This is a genomic window from Phaeodactylibacter sp. (genome assembly GCF_022763345.1).
Taxonomy (GTDB): domain Bacteria; phylum Bacteroidota; class Bacteroidia; order Chitinophagales; family Saprospiraceae; genus Phaeodactylibacter.
This window is the reverse complement of sequence record NZ_JALEGS010000093.1, coordinates 81383-104760: the sequence shown is the minus strand read 5'-3', so window position 1 is coordinate 104760 and position 23378 is coordinate 81383. Positions and strand designations below refer to the sequence as shown.

Here is a 23378-nt window from a genome sequence, read left to right as displayed (position 1 = left end):
TATGCCGAATTACCCATTTTTCAATGAAATCACGCTGGACCGCCACTCGGAAGTAGCGCTGTACATACAGTTGTCCAACAATCTGGCCCGGCTGATCAAGCGCGGCATTCTCAAACCCGGTTTTAAGCTGCCCGGCACCCGCACCATAGCCAGCCACCTGGCAGTCAACCGGAATACGGTGGTGGCCGCCCTTAGTGAGCTGGAAGCAGAAGGCTGGATTTACAGCCGGAACCGCAGCGGGTGGTATATCAATAAAGACCTGCCGGTGGTCACACCCCGGTCGGTCAACGGGGATCTGGGCATGGCCTGCTGCTACCCGGAAATGACCGGTTTTGCGCTGTACGAGCCGGCACTGCCCGAGCTGGAGTATCAGCAATCCCCACGTGCACCTTTGGCTTTTGATGACGGCTCATCGGATCCCCGGCTGGCCCCGCTGCAGGAGTACGCCCGGGAGTATGCTTCCGTTCTGCAAAGCCCGAGGCTGGGGCGGCTGTTGGAGCAGGTTTCCCCCCTCGGCGACCGCAGGCTGCGGGAAATTTATACGCCATTGCTCAATCAATACCGGGGGCTGAATGTCCAACCCAATCAAATGATCCTGACCCGGGGCGCTACGCAGGCCATCTTCCTGCTGTCGCATACGCTCCTTAAGCCAGGTGATACCGTGGTGGTTGGGGAGAGCAGTTATGAAATCGCCAATCAGGCCTTCCGGAAAGCCGGCGCCCGCCTGCTACGCCTCCCGGTAGATGAGAAGGGGCTTGATACGGATGCCCTAAGCCAACGGCTCGAACGGCAAGCCATCCGGCTGGTCTATGTGCCTTCCCACCACTACTGGCCGACTACCGTAGCCTTGTCCCCGGAGCGGAGGGTACAACTGCTGGAACTGGCCCGGCAGTACCACTTCGCCATTTTGGAAGACGACTACGACTATGATTACCATTACCAGCATAAGCCCCTGCTGCCTATTGCGAGTGCGGATTGCGAAGGGTATGTAATTTACATTGGCTCCTACTCCAAGAAGTTATTCCCGGCAGCACGGGCGGGGTTCATCCTTGCTCCGGATGACCTGATACAGCGGTTGATGCAGGTCCGGCAGCTCATTGGCGACCCTGGCGACCCCATTCAGGAGCGGGCCATCGCCCGGCTGATCGAGCTGGGCACTATGCGCCGTTATGGTAAAAAGGCACTCCACGCTTACCGGCAGCGCCGCGACCACCTTTGCAAACTACTGCAGGAAGAGCTTAATTTTGCAGTTGATTTCCAGGTGCCGGAAGGCGGCATGGCAGTATGGGCCCGGTTCAACCCCCAATTTCCCCTCCCCGAAATTGCTGCCCGCTGCCGCGAAAAAGGGCTACTGATTTCTGACGGCAAAGTTTACAATCCACCCGGTACCGACTGGAATGCCTGCCGCCTGGGCTTCGCCGCATTGAATACAGATGAAATCTCCCGTGCCTTTCAAATCCTGAGAAGCAGTATGTTGGAAATGCAGGCTTCAAAGCCACGAATATTTGTACAAAATCCTTAATCTTTACGCAAAAGCTTAACTATGTCACCCGAAGTAAAAATCATCAAAAACGAATTGCTCTCTGACAACTGGTACACCCTGCGCAAGATTACCTTTGACCTGCGCCGGGCGGACGGGCAATGGGAACGACAGGAACGCGAGGCCTACGACCGGGGCAACGGCGCTACCATCCTGCTCTACAACAAAGCCCGCCGTACCGTTATACTGACCCGTCAATTTCGAATGCCCACTTACGTCAATGGCAATCCGGAAGGCCTCCTTATTGAAGCCTGTGCCGGGCTGCTCGATGCGGAAGGGGCGGCTGCGGGCATACAACGGGAAACGGAGGAAGAGACCGGCTACCGGGTAGAGGCACCACAGAAAATATTCGAGGCCTACATGTCTCCCGGCTCTGTTACGGAAATCGTCCACTTCTTTGTGGCCCCCTACAACGATGACATGAAAGTAGGAGAAGGCGGAGGCGTAGCGGCCGAGCAGGAAAACATCGAAGTGCTGGAAATGAACTTCGACGAGGCCTGCCGGATGATTCCAACCGGAGCCATCCGGGATGCCAAAACCATATTACTCCTACAGTATGCTCAGCTTAACGGCCTGCTCGATAAGTAGCCCCAACTGCACTTCCTTTGCTTCAACGGGAACTCATTTGTACCGTTTGAAGCTTTTCATATAAATCTGTACATGAAAAAATGGTTTTGGGCACTGCCCATGTTTCTACTCATCAGTTGCCAACAGCTACCTATGCAAACCGAACAAAAGCGCGTAATTGAAGACTACATTCAGGCTTACAACCGCTTCGATGTAGACGGAATGGTTCAGCACCTGCACCCTTCCGTAGTCTTCAAAAACATCACCAACGGACAGACCGGCCTTCAGACCGAAGGCTTACCCGCCTTTCGTCAGCAGGCGGAACAGGCAAAACAATACTTCAGTCACCGCCGGCAAACCATCACAGCCTGGAAATTCAGCGGAGATACCGTCACCATTGAGATTGACTATGAGGGGCAGCTGGCTATTGAACTGCCGAACGGACTTAAGGCCGGGGATACGCTCAGGCTCAGCGGGCAATCTGTTTTTGTTTTTGAAGGGCATCAGGTCATTGCCCTTACCGATAAAAGCTAATTTATGAAAGTAAATAATTTCACCATTCGCCTCATACAGCCGGAGGATACTGCCCGCATGGCCTACATCATCCGAGAGGTGATGACCGCCCACGGGGCTTCCGGAGAAGGTTTTTCCATCCACGATGCTGAAGTGGACGATATGTACACGGCTTATCAGGCGGAGCGATCAGCCTACTTTGTGATTGAGCATAAAGGCCAAGTCTACGGTGGTGCTGGCATTGCCCCACTGCTCGGTGGCGACGAACACACCTGCGAATTGAAGAAGATGTACTTCCTGCCCGAAGCCCGTGGCAAGGGGCTGGCCGTTGCCATCGCAGACCGTTGCCTTGATGCGGCCCGTTCCTTCGGTTTTCAGCTTTGCTACCTGGAGACCATTACTGAGATGGCTGCCGCCAACCGGTTTTACCAACGGTATGGGTTCAAAGCTCTGGACGGGCCAATGGGGGCCACCGGGCATAGTGCCTGCTCGGCGTTTTATGTGATGGCGTTGTAATGGTCCGTTCGGTTAGTAGATTGTCTGCATGCGGGCGATCTTCCAAACGCCCTTTTCACGGACCATAAAGCGGGCTTCCCGGACCAGTCCCTGTGAGCTTTTTTTAGCATAAAAAACCCAAGCGGTCTTGCCAAAATACTCAATGTGGTAATCCGCTTCCACTTCCGGTACTTCAATGGGCTCGGGATGCTCGCGCATATGATCAATGGTATTCTGCCGGATCGCCTCCCAACCTGAAAATACTACAAAAGCATTATCGCCTCCGTACATTTTGGAGGCGTAACTGACGTGCGACCATTGGGCCGCCCATTTCGAAAGATTGCGTTCGCAAAAATAACGGGTTTCGTCTTTCAGGGTTTCAATAATCTGGCGTTCTGCGGTCTTCGAAGGCAACCAGGCCGTTTGGCAAGCTGTGAGCCACGAGAGGAGGGTCAAGGTAAAAACGTACTTCATCTACTTTTTTCTTCAAAGCTAGTCTTTGGGCAACAGGCCTGATAGTAAAAAGACGACTTTGCCAGCTACCATTCCTGTCAATAGGAGGCTGCTTCTTTAAACCCGCCCAGCGCAAAACCGGCCTGCTTCGCTAACGCTAAAATCCGCAGGACACCTGCCGGGGAGACTGCGCCAACAGAGCCGGGGAAGTGCTTGCATTGGTCCAGCCCCATGACTAAGGTCTCGCCCATACAGGCAAATACATGCCCGTCCGGCAAAGGGATACCACCTATTTTAAAGTCTTCATTTCGTGGCAGCTGAATGACGCCTCCCTTGAGTACAATGATTTCTGGCCATATCGTTCCCACTGATTCAGCCACATCCGAAGGCACAGCGAGGTCGCAGATGATTTTGGTTGTTAGCGACAAATGTTCCGGAAAGAGAACGGGCATGCTGGAATTGGAAGAAGCCACGATTATTTCACAGTCTTTCACGGTATCTAACCGGTCGGTAATGTCAATCTGTAGTTCGGGATACTGCAGGGATAAGGTTTGCCGTAGCCGGGCGACTTTAGGATTTTGCAGCAGCCGTGGAACCAGCACCAGGCGCTTCACCTCACCTGCCAGAAGGGTAGCATAGGTATTGGCGATATTGCCGCCGGCGCCAACTATCGCCACAGCGGCTTCCCGCAATTGCACCTCCTGTATCCGGGCTGCCCGGGCGATAGCCTCCCACCCAAAACCTACGGTTAGTGAATTTCCGGTGGTTACCGTCAGCCCCGGGCGTTCCAGCCGTTTTCCATTTTTGGTCAAAATAGAGGTGTAACCCCCTAATCCCAGTACCTGGCAGCCTGCTGCTTCAGCCAGGCTGGCGGCATGCCTGATCTTATCAACGATCCATTCATAATCCCGGGTGCGGTAGGCCGACTCTATAAGGCGGGAATCTAAGAACAAGCCGATAAAGCTCAGGTGGGTGGTGTCCCCGTTGACAGAATGTACATTGACCTCATCAAAAACCACCGGGTCCAGGAGTTTGGCGGTCCGGTCTAACAGGTGTTCCAATTCGTGAGCGGACCAGTCCGCAAAGGAAGCATCCCACAATGCCAAATCCCTGGCCGTAATAAAGTGCCCCAAAAAGGCGACCTTCTTTTTACTGGCAGGCGGCTGATGCTTGAAGGTATTTTGATGGCTATAATCTTTTGCAGCGGCGGCTTTTCGGTGCGCGAGGTGGCCAATCAAACCTCCTGCATCCGCCCGTTCTATCCGCTCGCAAACCGACCGCAGCCCCCTGAGGAAGCGGGACAGGTGCGACTTGGAAACATAAGCAGAAGGCTGCACCCGGATGGTATTTGGATTGCTTAGCGTTGGCATGACACGGATCTGATGCCGCTCCAAAAGATAGCTGGCTATGACATAACCCAGATAGGCCGTTCCGGCAAGATTGCGCAACAGGTTGGAAGCCGAGCGGCCGGGGGCATGAAATTCAATACCCAACATAAGGCCACTGCCCCGGACGGATTTTAGCACTTCAGGAAACGCCGCTTGTACCGCCATCAGCTCCTTTTTCCAGTAAGCTCCCTTTTTAGCGCATTGTGCTGCCAGATCTTGCTCTAAGATGATATCAAGTACAGCATTGGCAATAGCCACACTCCACCCATCGTCAGAAAATGTAGAGGTGTTCAGCATGGCAAACTCAGGGACAAACCTTTCTTCTTTGACCAGAAGCGCTCCAATCTTTGCTATGCCGCCACCAAGCGCTTTAGACAAACAGATATAGTCCTTCCGCAAACCAATCTGATCCGCTGCCAGCAGGGTCCCGGTACGGCCCAGTCCGGTCTGAACCTCATCCACAATGATGGGAATACCATGCTGCCCTGTGACGCTGTTGAGCCAATCCACAAACTGCTCCGGTAAAGGCACCACGCCAGCTTCGCCCTGAATCGGCTCTACGATGCAAAAGGAAACCTCATCAATATGAGCATATGCTTGCTCCCAGGTATCCGGCTGGTTCGGGTCAAGAAAGTCAATTGGCAGGCTCTTTCGTTGAAAGGGCTCATTATGGGCCTGAGCAAATGGCAGGGTGCCCAGTGACTTGCCATGATAGGCATTGTGGAGCGCCCAGCACCTCGTTTTCCCATTCTCCAGGCTGGCATGTTTAATAGCAGCTTCAACAGTTTCTGCTCCGGTATTGGTCAGGGTGGCACAATACGCTCCAAATTGCTCCCGCAGCTTATTGTTCAGGGCTTCCAGCCCTGGGCCAATCGTACCCTGAGCAAGAACAGGAGGCTTTGCCTGAAAATACTGCATCGCTACAGCTACCAGCTGTTCGTGGAAATGCCCCAGCAAGTTCGCTCCATATCCGCCAACCAAATCAAGGACCGCTCGCTCCGAAGCCCCTTGTTTTTGATAGAGGATGTCCCCCTCTGCCCGGATATAGTGGGCATCAAGCCCTAAAGCTTGGAGTTTTTCTTTTAGCGCACTTCGGTATTTATTAGATTGACCATGGCTGGAGGGGTTATCGTAAATCATAACTATTGGGGTTCAGGATGAACAACAAGATAACGATTCCTGAAAATATCTTCCTATCTTCCGGGTACAGAATTCAAGGACACATGCCAACTTCGGAGCTTGTCAAAACGACTAAGGTAGCGGATTTGCCTAACGACTGGGACCGGCTTGCTACTTCTTATTTTCAGAAAAAGGTGTTCCTCGGCCACTGCGAAAAGTTCAATGCCTGCCGGCAGCGATACTACCTGCTCTATGAGGGGGCTACTCTTAGAGCCGCCGCTGTAGTATATACTTTACAGATCGACCTGTTCACTTTCTCGAGCCTCAAAAGCCCGGTCAAAATGCAGGTCATTGGCTTGCCGGCTTCCGTATCTGCGCCCGGAGTGACAGGAGCGCCCCGGTTTGCTGCCGATATTATACAACGGCTTTTAGCTGTAGAGCGCGGGCTTCTGCTGGGCGTCAACCTTGCGCCGGAGCTGAGGGTAGCCCCAGGTATTTCGATGCCGATTTTACCAAACTTAATCCTGGACCTCAGGCAGTCAAGCTGGGCAGACTACCAGCGAAGCCTGCGGTCATCTTACCGGCGCCGGCTTAAACGGATTACGGCCAGGTTTGACCAGGTGGAGCAGGTCACGACAAATTGCGATGCGTTTTCTGCCAGGCATTACCAACTATACCTGGCTATACTGAAACGGACGCCCTCCCGGCTGGAGACCCTGACGGAAGCATTCTTTAAAAGCCTGCCTCCGGCCTTTCAGCTGACTACCTATTATTTGCCTATTCCCACAACAAGCAGCTCGCCTGACGCTGATCCTGAGCGGCGGGAACGCTCTACAATGCTTTGCTGGTCCATCACCTGCCGGGAAGCGCACTGCTGTTATTTCTTTTTTGGTGGTATGAACTATGACCAATTGGAGCTTTACGACAGCTACTTCAATAACCTTTTTGGTATTTTGAGGATAGCTCTGGAGCAAAAATGCACCCAACTGGATTTGGGGCAGACGGCAGAAATACCCAAAATGCGCCTCGGAGGAGCCCTAATCCCCAAACAGATGTTTTTGTACCACCGCCGCCCGGCTATCAGATGGATGCTACGCCAACTAAAGCCGCTAATTGGCTACCGGGCTGTATTCCCGGAAGTTCATGTATTCAAAAAAGGCTTATGAGTATTCGCATTGAACAGGCCATTAGTCCCCGGCAGATTAGAGCGTTCATTCGCTTTCGCCACAAACTGTACCAGGGCGACCCCAACTATATCCCTGAGCTCAACTGGTCCGAACGCAACTTTCTGGGCCCTAAGAACCCCTTCTTCAGGCACTCCCGGGCGGCTTATTTCCTGGCTTATAACGGTACGCAGATGGCTGGCAGGGTTGCAGCTATTTACAACACCAAGCACCTGGAACGGTATCAGGATAGAACTGGCTTTTTCGGGTTCTTTGATGCGGTCGACGATCAGGCGGTTTGCGATGCCTTGCTCCATGCAGCTGGCAAATGGCTGGCCAGCCAGGGCATGACAGGGATCATGGGCCCGGAAAATTTTACCACCAACCATGCTGTAGGCATACTCACCGCAGGTTTTGAACAACCACCTGTTGTGCAAATGCCTTACAATAGGCCTTACTATGAGTCCCTACTCAACAACAACGGAATGACAGAGCAGATGGAATTGCATGCCTACCGTTTTGAGCAAGTAGACCTGCCCGCGGATTTCATGAAGCGGGCTCAGACTATAGAGGCCCGGCTCAAGCGCCACAATATCCGGATCCGCCCTGTCAACTTCAGCCACTTTGGTGAAGAAATGGAGCAGCTGCGCCAGGTGTATAATGCAGCCAATGAAGGGCACTGGGGATTTGTGCCGCTTACGGTAGCAGAATTTAGATTTTTAGCGAATGACCTTCGGAAAATCGTGCAAAAGGAAAATGTACTTCTGGCAGAAAAAGACGGACAACTCATCGGTTATATGGTCACCGTACCTGATGTCAATCAGATCCTTAGGAAAATCCCGGAGGGCAGGCTTTTTCCCTTCGGATGGGCCAAACTCCTGGCCAAGCCCCAAATCAACGGTGCCCGCTTGCTCATCCTGGGTGTTTTGCCTGCTTTCCGGCGCATGGGTATTGACTGGTGTTTTTACGCAAGAACGTCCCGGTTCTTCACCGAAGCCGGAATCAAATGGACCGAAGCCGGCTATGTCATGGGCAACAACCTGATGATGAACCGCATTATCCGAAACATAGGTGGGAAGCCAGCGAAGACGTATAAAGTTTTTGCCAAGCCCATTTAGACGGTGTTGCTTGTTCACAGTTTACAGCACCTTGGCTGCATCAACTGAAGGCCGCATTCTGTACTTTTTCCTGCACGGTCCATTCCTCTGTTTCAAGGGTTGAAGCTATTGATGCCCAATCCCGGTAATCCAGCCCTGGCACAGGTTCGCCCTTGTACATGGCTTTCGCCAGCTCACGGGGGGTATGGTGCCGGTGCGCAGTCAGGAACTGGAACATAATCTTAATCATACCTTTCCAAATCCGGAAGTAACGGAAGGACCATACCGGAGGACGGGTGCGAAGCGCGTACCGGTCTGCCCGGCTGATATCAAGCATCGTCCGCATATACGTTTTCAGCAGCCACCGGTAATACTGCTTTAGCGGCATCTTGGTTTCAATCAGCATATGCGACAAGTCCCAGAGCCCATGCGCCTCTCTGGGTACCGTAATCCGGTCCTTATACAAATCCCAAATCAACGTGCCGGGCATTGGGGTAAGTGGGGAAATGTTGACGTAATACAACTTATTGCGCTCAATAAATGCAAACAGGTTTTTCCATTCCTGCTCGGTATAGTCCGGGCCAGGTATAAGCGACCCGTAGACATCAACGCCGTACTTTCGGCATACTGCGATTGACTTTTCGTTCAGGTCAACGGAGCATTCTTTGTCCATCGAATCCAATTCCGGATTTGTCGTGGCCTCCAGGCCAATGAAGACAGCAGACAGCCCGAGTTCTGCCCAATCTGCGATTACATCTTCGTTTTCCGCAATATAATCAGCGCGGGCATACACCAAATACTTCTTTTTTATGCCCCGCTCCCTGATCAGCGCTGCCAGCTTGTTCAGGCGGGAGGACTTGATCAGAAAGATATCATCCACAATATAGACATCCTCTGCCTCAATCTGCTCGAGCTCTTCCACAATGGATTCCGGGCTTCGGGCGTAAGGGTGCCCGTCTGTGATACGCCAGGTAAAGCAAAAGTTGCACTTGTACCAACAGCCCCAGGCCGTCTTCATGGTGGCAACAGGCCGGTGAAAAATATAGTAATACCTATGCTGCAAATGTGCGACAAGGTCACGCCTTGGAAGTGGCAGGGTATCTGCGTTGGGCATGTAGGCTTTGCCCTTAGTCTTCAGTACCTTATTAGGTCCAACAGGCAAAGCCAGCCCTGGTACAGATAACAGGGCTTTATCCTCCCCCAGGGCTTCTACGATAGTGGATATCTGAGAAGTGCCGTCTCCCAGAACGATGCAGTCTATAGCCGGATCAGCGAAATCTTCCGCACAGCGGGAAGCGTGTACGCCCCCAACAATGGTTTTGACTTCGCGATTCCAGATTTTCGCCTTCCGGCAAAGCTTGATCACCTCATTCACCCCGGAAATGTAGCAACTCGTGCAAATGACATCCGGCGAAAATGACCTGAGCCGTTTTGTGAAACCCTTTTCAAGGATCATATCCATGATTTGCACGTCATGGCCTTCCAGGCCGGCAGCAACGTATTCGAGTTCCAATGGCTCACAAATCATTACATTCTTCAATCCAATAGTATGTTTGGGGACAGGCGGGCGAACGAGGAGAATTTTCATAGGGGTATAGGTTTTGGGTGTTATTCAAATAAATCAGGGTCAAACGATTCCTGGTGTAATGCGATTCTTGATGTGCCCCCGGTAATGCAGATTTACCCCGGTAAGGAACAAGCGCATGTAAGGGCTCAAATTCATCGGGCTACCGCTTAGGCGGCGGAATATATTCCTGGGGGTGTACAGCTTTTCGTATAGCTTCCAGTAATTGTCCTGCAGGGCTTCAGCAGTGATGTGCTTCGGGTGGAAGACCACCTTTCCTCCGCTGAACTTTCCAATATCTTTGCTAATCAGCCGGTTCTCAGCCTCCATTTCCTTGTAAAGCTGAGTACCTGGCACCGGAGTGAGAATGTGGACCCGTGGCACGGCGATTTTGTTGTCGACGATAAAGTCGTAGGTCGAATTAAAAGTGGCGTGCTTATCTGCATCCATTCCAATGATCATCTCGGTGGAAATATCAATACCAAACTTCCGCATCCGTCGGATCTGTTCCTTGTACTTGCTGGGATGGTTGAAGTCTTTACCTACGGTCATCAGGCTATCCTGATTGGTGGTCTCCACGCCTATGGACAACAGCCGGCAACCACTGCGGTAGGCCAGTTTCAGCATTTCCGGCCGGTCTGTGATTTGAATGCTGCATTGGCTCATCCAAATGATTTTCTCAGGAATGAGCGCAGCCCACAACTCCGCCGCATAGTCCCAGTCCACGCCGATATTGTCATCAATAAAAACGATATACCGGCTGCCCGACCGCTTAGCTTCCCGGACATCCCGGATGACCTGATCTACAGGGCGTTTCCGGTACCGCCGGCCAAAAAAGGTTTGGATGGAGCAAAAACTACAGGGGAAAGGGCATCCCCGGGTCGCTTGAACCGGCCTCCACATCCCCAGTTTACGGGCATTCATCATGTCGTAACGGGGCAATGGCAGGGTGTTGATATCTGGTGTACGCTCCATCCGGTAGACGGGCTTCAACCGGTTGGCTTTAAAATCGGCAATAACCTCTGGCCAGACTTCCTCTGCTTCGCCTATCACCAGTGCATCGGCGTGCTTCAGCGTCCATTCCTGTTCGCACAGGCTTGCTGCAATTCCTCCAATCACCACAGGCACCTTTTTTTCCCGAAATTGATCCGCAATCTCGTAAGCCCGCGCCAGACCGGAGCCCATACCTGTCAGGCCGACCAGGTCCCAGTGTTCCCCAAACGGAATATCTTCGGAGGTTTCAGATACCAGCGTAACATCGGCTTCATCCTCAGGCGTAATGGCCGCAAGCATAGGTAAAGTCAGTGCTGGAAGATGTAGTTTTTTTTGCTTGATGGGGTTGCCCTGATAATCCAGTGCGGTAGGGGCAACGAGCAGGATTTTTGGTTTTGAGGACATAACTGGGGGACTTGTTAAAAACTAGGTATGGCTTATTGCCAAAAGCTCAGCATACCAGTTGCAACATCAGGTCAATGGCAAAACGGGGCTTTTGTCAAATTTCCAATTGTCACTGGTGAATTTAATAAAATTATCTGACACCAATGCCCTTATGTACAAATAAAACCAAACACTAGTACACTGTGTATTAAGTTAGTGAGTATTTTGAACGAGGGTATTTTTTCCTCAATCAAGGCGCTGCGGAGTCTCGTAGCCTAAGCTACGAAGGCGAGCACGCAACGATGAGTGAGGGAAAAAGAGCCCTTCAAAATGCTTAAAAATTTATTACACAGTGTACTAGTTTCGCTCTTGCGAATCTTCCCAGGATTGCAAGCTGAAAAAGTCCCTTTGTGAATTACCGCACCACCAAAAGGCTAGCCCCCCAGCGGTCCGATCCGGCGGCAGCCTCCAGGCGGTAGGAGCCTGCGGGCAATTGGGCGACGCTAAAGGTGGTCTCCCCCATCTCAACCGCTTTCCAGTCCCTGACCGGCTGACCGGCAGCGTTATACAGGGTGATATGCTCAGCGAAAGCAGGCACTTTAAGCGTAACCTCCGTCCGCGCCGGATTCGGAAAACAACCGAAAGCAACCGGTGCTGCCTGAGCAGCGGCCGGTGCCTCCGGCTGATCTGAGGTACAACTGTAGAAATCGTCGATCTTGTTAGTTTGTGTTTGTAGCCAGGTGCTCAAATCCGAGGGCACGGCATTACCTGACAAGATAGGCCGGCGGTGCAGCTCAGTACTGCCCGGAGTATCTTCCAGCCAGGCGTACTGCCCACCAGTTTGCAGAGCCATACTTTGCAGGAGGTACTCTCCCTCTGCATCCAATCCGCTACAGGCAATGGGCCACAAAGCGACTCCCTTCTGCGCAGCCCGCTGAATGGCACGGCGCATTCTTTCTGCCGCCTCAGGCGTCCGGGCAGGTTTTGCATCCGTGAGGTAGACGAGCACCCGGGCGGGGGCAGCAGTATCCCAATCCGCATGTGCCAAAGCGGAGAGCAAGAGCGTATCCATAGCTTCCTCATCGGGGCCGCCGCCAGCTGCCTGGATGGTGAATGCCGGGGCTGACCCGCTACTGATATCCTGAATGAGGAAGCGCTCGCCTGCATCTCTGGCAAGATAGATGGGATGCTCCTGAGCGGTGAGTGAATTCAACAGCCCCTCGAACTCATCCCGCATGGAATGGGTAGCATCCAGCAAAAAGCGGATGTCCGCTCCCTTAAGTTCCTGGCAGGGCACGTCCAAAACCAGTGTTGCCGTTTCTCCGGAAGAGAAATTGCCATCAATCGCTACGGCCATTTCCCGGTTGCCCAGACTGACCACCAGTTGCTTAGCCGCTCCGGTGCCTTTGCTCCATAGCACAGCGGTTCCATTTAGGTTGGACCAACTACTCCACAGGGTTGCCCCATCCTCATCATTGAGGCGCACCTGAGCATTGGCTACAGGCTGCCCTTGCTTGTTCAGGACCTTCACCGGAAATGGCCGGGCGTAATTCAATTGCCAGTACTTTTCGTAAGCCTGAAAATCATTTTTAAGGGTAGCCTGCCAGGCCTCCATGAATGGCGGAGCCGCCCAGCTGGAAAGGGGCAGGGTGTCCATGGGCTGAGTTGCCTGCTCAGCGTTGCCGGCAGTGGTGAAGTGAGCCAGGGCAAAAAGCAGTAATGCAAGGTTCAAAGTCATCTTTTTCATAGCCATTAATTTTGGAGTAGGAGGTTTATTTCTGCCCGGCCGTTGCCAGCTGTGCCGTCAGGTTTTCGGTTTGTTTGATCAGTTCTACGAAGTCTGCCCGGTAGTTTTCCAGGTCATCCTGACGGGCCTGATCGGCTAGTTCCCGGGCCAGGCTGAGGGTAGCCAGCCCTTTATGTTTGGAATCCCGCAGACAATGTGCATAAGTCGCTACTGCGGCTGCGAAGCGGAAGTTTTCAGAGGTTTGTTCAAGCAGTTGGACATCGCCTGGCAATTCGTGTTTCAGGTAGCGGCTCTGGGACTCGGCCGGCTCTTTGTAGCGGAGATGGAGCGTGCCTAATGGTTCGCTTTCCGCACCCGGTTGGGGCACAATTTCGTACAGGGCGGTTACGGTATGCCCGGCTCCCAGTTCCCCGGCATCCTTGGTATCATCTTCAAAGTCTTCTTTTGCCAGCAGGCGATTTTCGTAACCGATGAGGCGGTACGTTTGCACGGTATTGGAATCAAACTCCACCTGCAGCTTCACATCCTTCGCAATCGCAAACAAGGTGCCTGCCATTTCAGTGACCAGGACCTTTTCGGCCTCCTTAATCCCATCAATGTAAGCGTAGTTGCCATTGCCTTTATTGGCTAATATCTCCAGGCGGTCGTCTTTGTAGTTGCCGGTACCAAAGCCCAGCACGCTGAGGTAGATACCTGTGGCCCGCTTTTCAGCAATAAAGGCTTCCAGTTCCTCCGGGCTGGAAATACCGACATTGAAATCGCCATCAGTCGCCAGGATGACCCGGTTGCTGCCATCGGGCTGAAAGTACTGGCTGGCCAGTTCGTACGCGCGGTGCAAAGCAGCGCCTCCGGCTGTACCTCCGCCGGCGCCCAGCTTGTTGACTACGTTCATGATCTGCTCCTTTTGGTCACCGGGGGTAGGCAGCAGTGCCACCTGAAAGCCGCCTGCGTAGGTGACGATGGAAACCCGGTCTTGTGCCCTCAGTTCTTCTGTGAGCAATCCCAGGGCCTGCTTGACAAGTGGCAGTTTGTTTGCGCTGCCCATAGAGCCGGAAACATCAATCAGGAAGACCAGGTTGGCAGGGGGTGCATCCACCGGGCTCGCTTCAAACCCTTTGATACCAATGTGCAGCAGCTGATGCCCTTCCTGCCAGGGGCAGGGGCCCAGCTCGGTCTCTACGGCGAAAGCATTGCCTCTCTCCGGCAGTGGGTAGGCATAGTCAAAGTAATTGATGAGCTCTTCCGTGCGCACGGCATCAGCGGGAGGCAATTGCCCGGCCGTAATAAACCGGCGGACGTTGCTGTAGGCGGCTTTGTCTACGTCGATAGAAAAGGTGGAAAAGGCTTCTGTTCCGGCGGCGATAAACTCGTTTTCCACGATCTCGGCGTAGCCTTCGCCGGCAGCCGTTGGAGCTTGTTCGGGGATGGCATTGCCCTGCACCCGGATGCCATCCACATAATAATCGGTGGCATTGCTGCGGGAGCCGCGGATTTTCAATTCATTCGAAGCCTTGGCGCCCGAGACGCCAGCAGTTGTTGCAGCAAGGCTGTTGATGTTGCGGGTGGGCAAATTTCTTATTTGATCACTGACTATTGTCGCTCCCTGCGTGCAATTGTCCTGCTCCACCAAGGGAATTTTATAGCTGGTCACCACTACTTCATCCAGGTTGACCGCATCTGCAGTCATTTCTATATCCAGCTTATTGGCTTTGCCTGCGTAGACGAGCACCCTTTCGATACGTTGCTTCGTATACCCTACGTAGGAAGTTTCGACGGCGTAGGTGCCGGGATCAAGACTGGCAAAGTGGTAATAGCCATCGAAGTCGGTTTCCGTACCGGTGATGAGCACACCGTTTTTATAAAGCGCTACTGAACCGAAAATAATCGGCTCACCAGTATCATCGGTCACCTTTCCGGAAAGAGAAGTTTGAGCGTAAAGGGGCAGGGCCAGCACCCAAAGGGCTAGCAGGGCCAGTAGTTTCGTTTTCATAGCTAATCGTTTTCACCGGACAGTAACTTTACTGCATCCGGAATTGGTGCCAAGATAGCCGCATTCCCCGCCGGGCGCGAACCGGATTGTGGGCATATGTCAGGTTGCTAAAATCAGAAAGAACACAAAACCACTGTTTCAAAAGCTAACTGAAGCGCAATACGTCAGCCTCCTAAGCTATTTAAGAACCGGTTCAACTCCTCCTCCCGGAGCTCATCAGCAAGGGTATGCAGATGCCCCCGGTATTCCATCCCCAGGTATGCTGCGGTCTTCGAAAAGGGCAGCCAGAAATCCTCACCCAGATTATTGCCAATGGAAACAGCGATGGCAGCCATAGCTTTGCCCCTGAGCTGCCGCCCCAGGTCCTGCTCAATGGTGAGCAGGTCGGTGAGCCGGTCAAAGAAAACTTTCATCACACCGCTCATGGCGTACCAATACACCGGAGTAGCCAGCAAAAACAGGTCGTACTGCGCGATAAGCGCCCGCATCAACTCCAGGTAGTCGTCCTCCCGGTTGGCATGCTCATAATCATAGTGGCTGATGTTGTAATCATGAAGGTCGATGACTGGCCAGCCGGACAATTGAGCCAGCATTTGGACCAATCGGGCGGTATCCCCATCCCGGCGGGCACTGCCTACGATGATCACTCCTCTCATTGCACCTGGATTTTTGCCTTACAACTTACCTTGAAATTACAGGAATTCGCAATAAAGCACAGCTGATGTGCCCGCTCGTGCAGCGCCTCCGCTTGTTCCTGTTTTGCGATTTCCACAATGGTCACAAATGGGCGCAGCTCCACCCATTCGAAATGACCGCCTCCATCGGGCGTTTGAAGCATTTGCCCGGACGGCTCGTCTTCATATGCCACAATGGTAATGCCCGCTTCGGCGCAAAGGTGCAGGTACCAGAGCTTATGACAGGCTGAAAGGGAAGCGACGAGCATCTCCTCCGGATTGTAGCGTTCCGGATTGCCACGGAATGCCGGGTCAGCACTGCCATATAAGGTGGGCTTGCCAGGCGCGTTGATTTCGTAATCCCGGCTATAGGCGGTGTAGTTCCGGGTGCCGCTGCCGGTGTTGCCGGTCCACTGTAGGTGAAGTTGGTAATGATGCTTTTTCATATCCCAAAATTAGGAACATAAACCTTATGGCGCCCCAACCAGTACGGCAAAAACCGGGCAGGCCAGACCGGAAATATCGTTGTGGTTTCAATTTTCGTTTGTAATTTAGAAACAAACCCGGCAATATGAACCATACACCCTATTCTGAATGCACGCGGCTGGAAACCGAACGGCTCTATCTTCGGCCACTCTCTCCTGACCACGAGGAGCTGATTTTTCAAATTCGGTCCAATGCTTTGATTCGGCGCTACCTCGACCGCCCGCTCATGCAATCCCGCGCAGAAGCGGCTGAATTCATTGATTGGATACTGGAGGGGACTGCTCAGGGCAAATACCTGTACTGGGCTATTCTTTCGAAAACAGACAACTCGGCACTTGGGACCATCTGCCTGTGGCGGTTCAATACAAAACGTACTGCCGCTGATTTAGGGTATGAGCTACTGATACAGGCACAAGGCTATGGCTACATGCGCGAAGCAATGGCTGTCGTTCTTGATTATGCCAGGTACCAGCTTCAACTGGAGTGGGTCCATGCCTTTACCCATCGGGATAATGCGCCTTCCATAAGCCTGCTGCGCTACATGGGTTTTGACCGTCATGATAAAAGCCACCGGTTGGGAGATAATATAATCTACAGCAAGCCCACCGGAGGGCTACCTGCTTACCTCGAACGGATTGGCTTATCGCCAAATGCGAAGCCTGACCTGAACACGATACAAGCTGCCCACCTCCACAGCATCCCTTTTGAGAACCTGGACATCCATCTCGGCCGGTCTATATCTATTCGGTTGCAGGATGTCTACCGCAAGATTGTGCACCACCGGCGGGGCGGTTTTTGCTACGAGCAGAACCAGCTCTTTGGGTGGGTACTGCGAACGCTAGGCTATGAAGCGCAGCTGATTCAGGCACAGGTCTACTCACCGGAAAAGGAAGCATACGGGCCTCCATTTGACCATATGGCCATTTGGGTCAACCAACCCGAAGGGCCCATGCTTGCCGATGTAGGCTTTGGCAATGCGTCGCTTTTCCCCATTGCCATAAAGGACGGAGCTGCTGTAGAAAATGATGCCGGGTGTTTTCAAATCCGGCAGCTGAATGAATATCAATATCTTTTAAGTCAATGGCAAGACGATCAATGGGTGCCCAACTACCGCTTCGATGATACACCAAGGCGAATGGAAGAATATGCAGCCATGGCGCAGTACCACCAAACCTCGCCGGAGTCGCCCTTTCCTAACAAACGGCTCATCACACAGTCCTTCCCCGGTGGCAAGCGGGTCACCCTCACCGATCAGGAACTGAAATTCACGGAAGGGGGGCAAAAACAGGTTACGCCCTTAGACCAGGAACAGACTTTTGAAAAAATGCTGCTTCAGCACTTTGGCTTATCCTGGCCGCCTACTCCCTGATGATCCTTCCAAGCTGCGCCAGTGCCGATATACGTTCATCGGTCAGGGGCAGCCCCAGGCTGATCCGAAGGAAGGTATCGTACCGATCACCTGGAGAAAAAACCGTACCGGGAACGATGCCTATGCCTGCTGCCCGGGCCTTCCGGTAAATTCCCATCCCGTCTTTGCCGTTCCGGAGTGACAGCCAACCGACCAAACCACCCGGCGGCAAATGGGTATCAACCACGTCCCCCATAAACTGTTCAATCAGCTTGAAATGCTGTGCCACCCGTATCCGCATCTCCCGGCGTAAGCGGCGCATGTGGCTATCGTAACGACCTTTTGCCAGAAAGTAAGAAAGCGCAGCCTGGGACAAGCCGGAAGTAGACAGATTGTGCACGATTTTCTGTTCGTATATGGCCTCGTAAAAGCGCCCCGGAATTACCCAGCCGATGCGCAGCCCCGGCGTCAGAGTTTTGGATAACGAGTTGCAGTAAATCACCCAGCCTTCCTTATCAAAGGTCTTGATGTTGACCGGGCGCTGCCCCTCGTAAAACAGTTCCCCATAGATATCATCCTCAATCACTGGCACCTGATACCTGGCAGCAATACCTGCAATAGCTTCCTTGTCCGCTGTGGAAAGTAACGCTCCGTTGGGGTTATTGAAATTGGGGATGAGCACCACCGCTTTAATACGCCCTGATGCCATCGCTTCCCGGAGTGCATGCGTCGTTGTTCCTGCCGGCCCATTAGAGGGCAGTGGCAGTACCTTCAACCCGAGTACTTCCATGAGGCGCAGGGTACCAAAGTATGCCGGATCACTTATGGCAACGGTATCTCCGGGCCGGGTTAAAGCGCGCAGGCTGAGTGCCATGGCTTCCATACAACCGGCAGTGATTAGTACCTCCGACTCGTGGAAAGCCCGCCCCCAGCTTAGCGCCAGTTTGCAAATATTGCGGCGCAGCTCCGGCAACCCACGGCTGTCTGGATAGCGGGTACAGACTTCCGGGTGCGCCTGACAAGCCTTCCGTATGCTTTTATGGATCCGGTCTCCGGGTAGCAAATCAGGGCCAGGCACACCCGTGGAAAAGTCAATCAACCTCGGTTGCCGGGATGCTTCCACCACCTCCTGAATCAGGGATTTCTTGGCTACCGCTCGGCTTCCATCCCCATTACCGGGAGCCGCCTTTGGCAGTTGTTCCTGTACAAAATAGCCTTGTTTGGGCCGGGCCGTAATCAGCCCTTCTGCCTCCAGCTTGTAATAGGCATTGAAAATCGTAGTCGGGCTCACACCCAATTCCTGGCTAAACACCCGGACCGATTTGAGCTTGTCTCCTGGACGGTAATTACCGTGGTGAATATGGGTTTTGACCTGAAGGTAGATGTCTTCGTAGAGGTATCGTTTTTCACTGATCATAGCTAATAGGTTAAATCATCTTTGCCATTTAACAATGAAGGCCTAAAAATCGTGCAGTCCAGATCCTAAAGCTTTGCTCCTCCAGTATTCCGTGAACACTGTATTTCCGGGCTTTTGAAACTGATATGCTCAAAAAGCGCAGAACTGACTATTTCCCGGGCTTCTGAAGGACTGTAATTTCGTGCCCATCACCATCAGACTCTTTGACTATGAAAGACCTTTTCCTGGTTCTCCTCTTATCCCTGTTTAGCAGCACTGCCGTACTCAAGGGGCAGCAAGACACCCTCAGGCTGGCATTAGACCAAGTCAGGCGGGTACTGCTTACCCAGCTGCAGGTAAATGGGCAGGATGCCTACTTCCTTGTCGATACCGGTTCCGGTATTTCTCTGATCGACCAGCAGGAGGCAGAAAGGCTTGACTTTGCTTTCCACCCGGAAAACGGACAGGGCAAAATCTACGGCCTGGGCGGAACAGCACGGTTCATGGTCACCTCGAATATCCGGGTATCTTATCAGGGCGAACGGCTGCGGGGTTGCCGGTTCTATACCACAGACCTGAGCCTGCTTCAGGATTTCAAGCTTCCCAAACGGTATAAGATATCGGGCATACTGGGCGCAGATTTTTTTCACCGCAACCATGCTATCCTTGATTTCGAGCAGGCGCAGATATTGCTCACCCGGCGGTAAAGCATACTATTTTGAGTTGAAGGGGGCGCGGTGCAGGCTATGCTCCTGCGCTCCCCGCTCAAAGAAAAAGGCGCATGGTACCCCACACGCCTGAGTTTTATTTTTTGTTTTAATTCGTAGAAGGGCACCGGTCCCGCCGGTGCCCGTTTTGTTACCCCAGTACTTCATTCTCTGAAACGAATGGCTGCCGGTAGATGCGCTGCCCGGTAGCCCGGTACAGGGCATTAGCCAGAGCCGACTGAATGGGCGGCAGGGAGGGTTCGCCCAGCCCGGTTGGATCAATGCCGTTATCCACAAAGAAGGTCTCAATCTCCAGTGGGGCCTCCGAGTTGCGGATCAACCGGTAACGGTCAAAGTTTTGCTGCTCTGGGCTGCCGTTTTTGAAGGTGATGGCGCTGTACATCGCATGCCCGATGCCATCGACGATGCCCCCTTCAATTTGGTTGCGGGCGGCATCGGGGTTGACCACAATACCGCAGTCCACCGCGCACCATACTTTTTTGATCCGGGGGGTGCTGCCTTGCATCTCCACATCGACCACCTGTGCCACGTAGCTGTTGTGGCAGTAATAGGCCGAAACGCCCCGGTGCAGACCCGGTGTGGGCTCGCCCCAGCCTGCTTTTTCCTTCACCAGCTTTAGTACGCCGGCATAGCGGGCGGCATCGTAATCGTTGTTCTCCCCAACCGGCGACTGCTGTGCTTTTTCAAACAGCTGCAAACGGAAATCAATGGGGTCTTGCCCGGTGACTTCGGCAATCTCATCAATAAAAGCCTGCTCAGCGTAGGCCATAAAGTTGGAACGGGGCGCCCGCCAGGCACCGGTGGAAATATTGGAGCCCAGGTCATGGTGCTCTGCCAGATAGTGGGCTACCGCACCGGCAGGGAAACGGTTTTCAAAGACCGGGCTGCCATGCACCCCTGCCCCACGCACGTGGAAGGCCAGCAGCTTATTGTCCGCATCGAGCGCCGCACGGTACTTCACTTTGTAGGCCGGGCGGTAGGTGCCCTGCGTCATATCATCCTCACGGGTGTACACGAGCTTGACCGGTACGCCGGCTTTTTGGGAAATCAGCGCGGCTTCAGAACCAAAGTTGCCGTACAGGCGCCGGCCAAAACCACCACCCATCCGGGTCAGCATTATGGAGACCTGTGCTTCTTCCATGCCCAACAGCGCCGCTACGGTCTTGCGCAGGGAAGCCGGGGTTTGAATAGGGCCCTCGAGTTCGGCCTTGTCAGCCGTCACATTAGCGTAGAAGTTCATCGGCTCCAGGGTATTGTGCGCCAGGAATGGTGCGGCGTAGGTCCGCTCAATCACTTTGGCAGCGCCCTGGAAAGCTTTGTCTGGATCGCCATCGCGGCGGGCGGGCTCATCGGCGGCTTTGTCCATGAGCTCAGACAGGGCGGCTTCGTGGCCGGCAGAAGACTCCGGAGATTCCGCAGTTTCCCACTCTACGCTGAGGGCTTTCTTCGCCTGCATGACCTCCCAGGTAGAGCGGCCGACAATAGCCACCAGTTCCGGGAAAGCGTTGGTATCCGACCACTGCAGTTCGATCCCCTCCGGTGCAGCATTAATGGCAAAGACCTGCTCCACGCCAGGCATATTGAGGACCTCCTCTGCATTAAACGATTTGAGCTTTTGCCCAAAGGCCGGCGGATGGGCAATCATGGCGATGCGCATGCCTTCTTTCTGTACATCCAGGCCGAAGAGCGGCTTGCCGGTCACGATCTCCTGGGCATCCACGTTTTTGCGGCTGGTGCCGATAATTTTGAAATCTTTAGGGTCTTTTAGTTCCACCTCTTCGGGCACTTCCAGGGTAGCCGCTGCAGTCGCCACGGCACCGTAACCAATGGATTTGCCGCTGCTTTTGTGGTGAATGGTTCCCTGCTCAGTGGTCAGTTCGGATACAGGCACATCCCATTCTTTGGCCGCTGCTTCCATAAGCATACGCCGGGCAGTCGCACCGGCAGTACGGAGGCTTTTCCAGCTTTGACGGATGGATTGGCTGCCGCCCGCCACCTGACGGGTGAATTTTTCGGTATCCAGCCCGGCTTGTTCCACCACGACTTTTTGCCAGTCGACATCGAGTTCCTCGGCCACGATCATGGGCATAGAGGTCTTGACATTCTGGCCGATTTCCGGATTGGGCGACATGATAGTCACCACGCCATTATCCCCGATTTTCAGGAACGCGTTGATGTCAGTCCAGGATTCCGGGATTTCCAGTCCGGTTTCGGGCTCGCGGGCGCAGGATGACAGCCAGCCAAAGCCCAGGAGCATACCGCCGCCGGCAGCAGCGGAGACTTTCAGGAAGGATCTGCGGTTAACCGCAGTTTTTATAGTAGACATAATGTGAAGTTCGATTTAGGAATTAGGTTGAAGGTGCAGGTCATTAGCCCATTTTAGCGGAAGCTGTTTTGACCGCTGCTTTCACGCGGGTGTAGGTACCGCACCGGCAGAGATTGCCGTTCATAGCCGCTTCGATTTGCGCATCGGTGGGCTTGGGCGTATTGGCGAGGAAGGCAGAGGCCGTCATAATCTGGCCCGCCTGGCAATAACCGCATTGTGGCACATCGTGCTCGAGCCATGCCTGCTGTACCGGGTGATCGCCTTTTTCGGAAAGCCCTTCGATGGTCGTGATGGCTTTATCACCTACCGCTGATACGGGCAGGGAACAGGACCGCATAGCAGTGCCATTGAGGTGAACGGTACAAGCGCCGCACTGACCGATGCCACAACCGTACTTCGTGCCGGTCATTTGGAGATGGTCGCGCAATACCCAAAGCAGTGGCGTCTCTGGTGCCGCCTCTACCGTTTGAGGTTTACCGTTAATTTGGAGTGTAAAACTAGCCATTGGAAGGAGTTTTGGTTACAACTGGTAAGGTAACGAAAAAACGCCGGAATGGATGTGGGCGGGAGGGGCTTTTGTTATTAACTTGTATGTGCAGCCCCATAAAATAAGTATAATTTATCCGTTTTCTTTCTACTCATCTGACTTCGTAAGCTCTAGCAGGAAATCTTTGGTCCGAATAACCTGGATTGGAGGGAAGCCTATTTGTTTCAAAACCCTGAAATGCTTATCGTCAGTCACAAGGTAATGGGCTCGGCCATTTAGTGCACAGTCCACAAACTTATTATCATCTTCATCTTGCGTAATTATTGCCCATTTAAAGTAGACTTCAATTTTTTCTACGTCTGGAGAACGAACCATAAAGTCCAACAAGTTTTCAGCTACGGTAAGATTGGTTTTTCTTCTAATTTTTATCTGTATTCATTTAGGATTTCTGTAGAAACTAAAAGTCGGATACGCCCTTTCAATAACGAATCAAATATTGGTCTGTATTTTGAGTACCTCCCTATGCTTACAGCAGGCTATTCGTGTCAAGAACGACTCTCATTAATTACTTGTCATTTTCCTTATTACAATCCTTCCTTGTCTTCTAGCCAATTATCCATCGTTTCGTTTGTCCACCCTTTTTCAGTCCATAATTTATCCATCTCATCGGATGCTTTATCAGCAAAATACCGAGCAAGCATTCGCTTTATAGCAATGAGGTCTTCGTCACTGACATCCTGACTGTATAGTTGAAGCAGCTCAATCTGGAGGTTACTTAATGGCTTATCTAATATTTTCATCTTTCATCATTGATGATTAAGTTAGTTCTTTTTTTCCATCCTTTCAAGAGAAACATCTTGGGCTTCCTATCGTTGACCTTATTGCCCTAGTGGACTGAGTCGCAAATCTTTGACAGTTAA

At 52.9% G+C, this 23378-nt stretch carries 21 protein-coding genes; 8 read left to right on the top strand and 13 right to left on the bottom strand.

The window, feature by feature from the left end:
• Position 1: 1 nt before the first annotated feature.
• The 4 genes from MRY86_RS23735 to MRY86_RS23720 all read left to right on the top strand — a co-directional run bounded on the left by MRY86_RS23735 (position 2) and on the right by MRY86_RS23720 (position 3136).
• On the top strand, positions 2-1522 hold the full coding sequence (locus MRY86_RS23735; protein ID WP_293568898.1) for a PLP-dependent aminotransferase family protein: 1521 nt from the start codon (positions 2-4) through the stop codon (positions 1520-1522).
• A gap of 21 nt (positions 1523-1543) precedes the next feature.
• Positions 1544-2128, top strand: coding sequence for a GDP-mannose pyrophosphatase NudK (gene nudK / locus MRY86_RS23730; protein ID WP_293568896.1), 585 nt, complete (start codon positions 1544-1546; stop codon positions 2126-2128).
• A gap of 132 nt (positions 2129-2260) precedes the next feature.
• Positions 2261-2641: a nuclear transport factor 2 family protein gene (locus MRY86_RS23725; RefSeq protein WP_293571974.1), complete on the top strand. Its 381-nt coding sequence runs from the start codon at positions 2261-2263 to the stop codon at positions 2639-2641.
• 3 nt (positions 2642-2644) lie between these two features.
• Complete coding sequence (locus tag MRY86_RS23720; RefSeq protein ID WP_293568892.1) at positions 2645-3136, top strand: GNAT family N-acetyltransferase; 492 nt, start codon at positions 2645-2647, stop codon at positions 3134-3136.
• Between the two features lie 12 nt (positions 3137-3148).
• Here the strand turns inward: MRY86_RS23720 and MRY86_RS23715 are convergent, their stop codons facing one another.
• Together MRY86_RS23715 and MRY86_RS23710 are read right to left on the bottom strand one after the other, a co-directional pair.
• The gene (locus MRY86_RS23715; RefSeq protein WP_293568890.1) at positions 3149-3589 is read right to left on the bottom strand and encodes a hypothetical protein; all 441 of its coding nucleotides are present in this window, start codon (positions 3587-3589) and stop codon (positions 3149-3151) included.
• Positions 3590-3666: 77 nt separating this feature from the next.
• Positions 3667-6096 carry an aminotransferase class III-fold pyridoxal phosphate-dependent enzyme gene (locus tag MRY86_RS23710; RefSeq protein WP_293568888.1) on the bottom strand — a complete coding sequence of 810 codons (2430 nt, stop codon included), beginning with the start codon at positions 6094-6096 and terminating at the stop codon, positions 3667-3669.
• Positions 6097-6179: 83 nt separating this feature from the next.
• On the opposite strand from MRY86_RS23710, the gene MRY86_RS23705 reads away from it, so the two are divergent.
• A complete protein-coding gene (locus tag MRY86_RS23705; RefSeq protein ID WP_293568886.1) occupies positions 6180-7241 on the top strand; it encodes a hypothetical protein in 1062 nt (353 codons plus the stop codon).
• Entirely contained in the window at positions 7238-8356 is a 1119-nt protein-coding gene (locus MRY86_RS23700) for a hypothetical protein (RefSeq protein ID WP_293568884.1), read from the top strand. The genes MRY86_RS23705 and MRY86_RS23700 overlap by 4 nt, the downstream gene beginning before the upstream one ends.
• Before the next feature lie 40 nt (positions 8357-8396).
• On the opposite strand, the gene MRY86_RS23695 is transcribed toward MRY86_RS23700, so the two are convergent.
• The 6 genes from MRY86_RS23695 to MRY86_RS23670 form a co-directional block, all read right to left on the bottom strand.
• A complete protein-coding gene (locus MRY86_RS23695) occupies positions 8397-9923 on the bottom strand; it encodes a radical SAM protein (protein ID WP_293568882.1) in 1527 nt (508 codons plus the stop codon).
• A 39-nt stretch (positions 9924-9962) separates the two neighbouring features.
• On the bottom strand, positions 9963-11297 hold the full coding sequence (locus MRY86_RS23690; protein ID WP_293568879.1) for a radical SAM protein: 1335 nt from the start codon (positions 11295-11297) through the stop codon (positions 9963-9965).
• A gap of 394 nt (positions 11298-11691) precedes the next feature.
• Complete coding sequence (locus tag MRY86_RS23685) at positions 11692-13023, bottom strand: T9SS type A sorting domain-containing protein (RefSeq protein WP_293568877.1); 1332 nt, start codon at positions 13021-13023, stop codon at positions 11692-11694.
• Between the two features lie 25 nt (positions 13024-13048).
• Entirely contained in the window at positions 13049-15013 is a 1965-nt protein-coding gene (locus MRY86_RS23680) for a von Willebrand factor type A domain-containing protein (RefSeq protein ID WP_293568875.1), read from the bottom strand.
• 164 nt (positions 15014-15177) lie between these two features.
• Positions 15178-15669 (bottom strand): NAD(P)H-dependent oxidoreductase, encoded by a 492-nt coding sequence (locus tag MRY86_RS23675; protein WP_293568873.1) that lies wholly within the window; start codon positions 15667-15669, stop codon positions 15178-15180.
• Positions 15666-16133 carry an OsmC family protein gene (locus MRY86_RS23670; protein ID WP_293568871.1) on the bottom strand — a complete coding sequence of 156 codons (468 nt, stop codon included), beginning with the start codon at positions 16131-16133 and terminating at the stop codon, positions 15666-15668. Before MRY86_RS23670 ends, MRY86_RS23675 begins: the two co-directional genes overlap by 4 nt.
• Positions 16134-16258: 125 nt before the next feature.
• Here MRY86_RS23670 and MRY86_RS23665 point away from each other — a divergent pair, with 125 nt between their 5' ends.
• Complete coding sequence (locus MRY86_RS23665; RefSeq protein WP_293571973.1) at positions 16259-17542, top strand: GNAT family N-acetyltransferase; 1284 nt, start codon at positions 16259-16261, stop codon at positions 17540-17542.
• Here MRY86_RS23665 and MRY86_RS23660 read toward each other — a convergent pair.
• Positions 17532-18938 carry a PLP-dependent aminotransferase family protein gene (locus tag MRY86_RS23660; RefSeq protein WP_293565220.1) on the bottom strand — a complete coding sequence of 469 codons (1407 nt, stop codon included), beginning with the start codon at positions 18936-18938 and terminating at the stop codon, positions 17532-17534. The genes MRY86_RS23665 and MRY86_RS23660 overlap by 11 nt on opposite strands.
• Positions 18939-19147: 209 nt before the next feature.
• Between MRY86_RS23660 and MRY86_RS23655 the strand changes: the two genes are divergently transcribed.
• Positions 19148-19624, top strand: coding sequence for a retropepsin-like aspartic protease (locus MRY86_RS23655; RefSeq protein WP_293565222.1), 477 nt, complete (start codon positions 19148-19150; stop codon positions 19622-19624).
• Between the two features lie 151 nt (positions 19625-19775).
• Here MRY86_RS23655 and MRY86_RS23650 read toward each other — a convergent pair whose 3' ends face one another.
• The 4 genes from MRY86_RS23650 to MRY86_RS23640 all read right to left on the bottom strand — a co-directional run bounded on the left by MRY86_RS23650 (position 19776) and on the right by MRY86_RS23640 (position 23258).
• Positions 19776-21971 (bottom strand): molybdopterin cofactor-binding domain-containing protein, encoded by a 2196-nt coding sequence (locus MRY86_RS23650; protein ID WP_293565224.1) that lies wholly within the window; start codon positions 21969-21971, stop codon positions 19776-19778.
• A 43-nt stretch (positions 21972-22014) separates the two neighbouring features.
• Positions 22015-22476: a (2Fe-2S)-binding protein gene (locus MRY86_RS23645; protein WP_293565226.1), complete on the bottom strand. Its 462-nt coding sequence runs from the start codon at positions 22474-22476 to the stop codon at positions 22015-22017.
• Positions 22477-22605: 129 nt separating this feature from the next.
• Complete coding sequence (locus MRY86_RS27255) at positions 22606-22833, bottom strand: PIN domain-containing protein (RefSeq protein WP_363325389.1); 228 nt, start codon at positions 22831-22833, stop codon at positions 22606-22608.
• 209 nt (positions 22834-23042) lie between these two features.
• Positions 23043-23258, bottom strand: a complete 216-nt coding sequence (locus MRY86_RS23640) for a hypothetical protein (protein WP_293565228.1) — start codon at positions 23256-23258, stop codon at positions 23043-23045.
• Positions 23259-23378 lie beyond the last annotated feature (120 nt).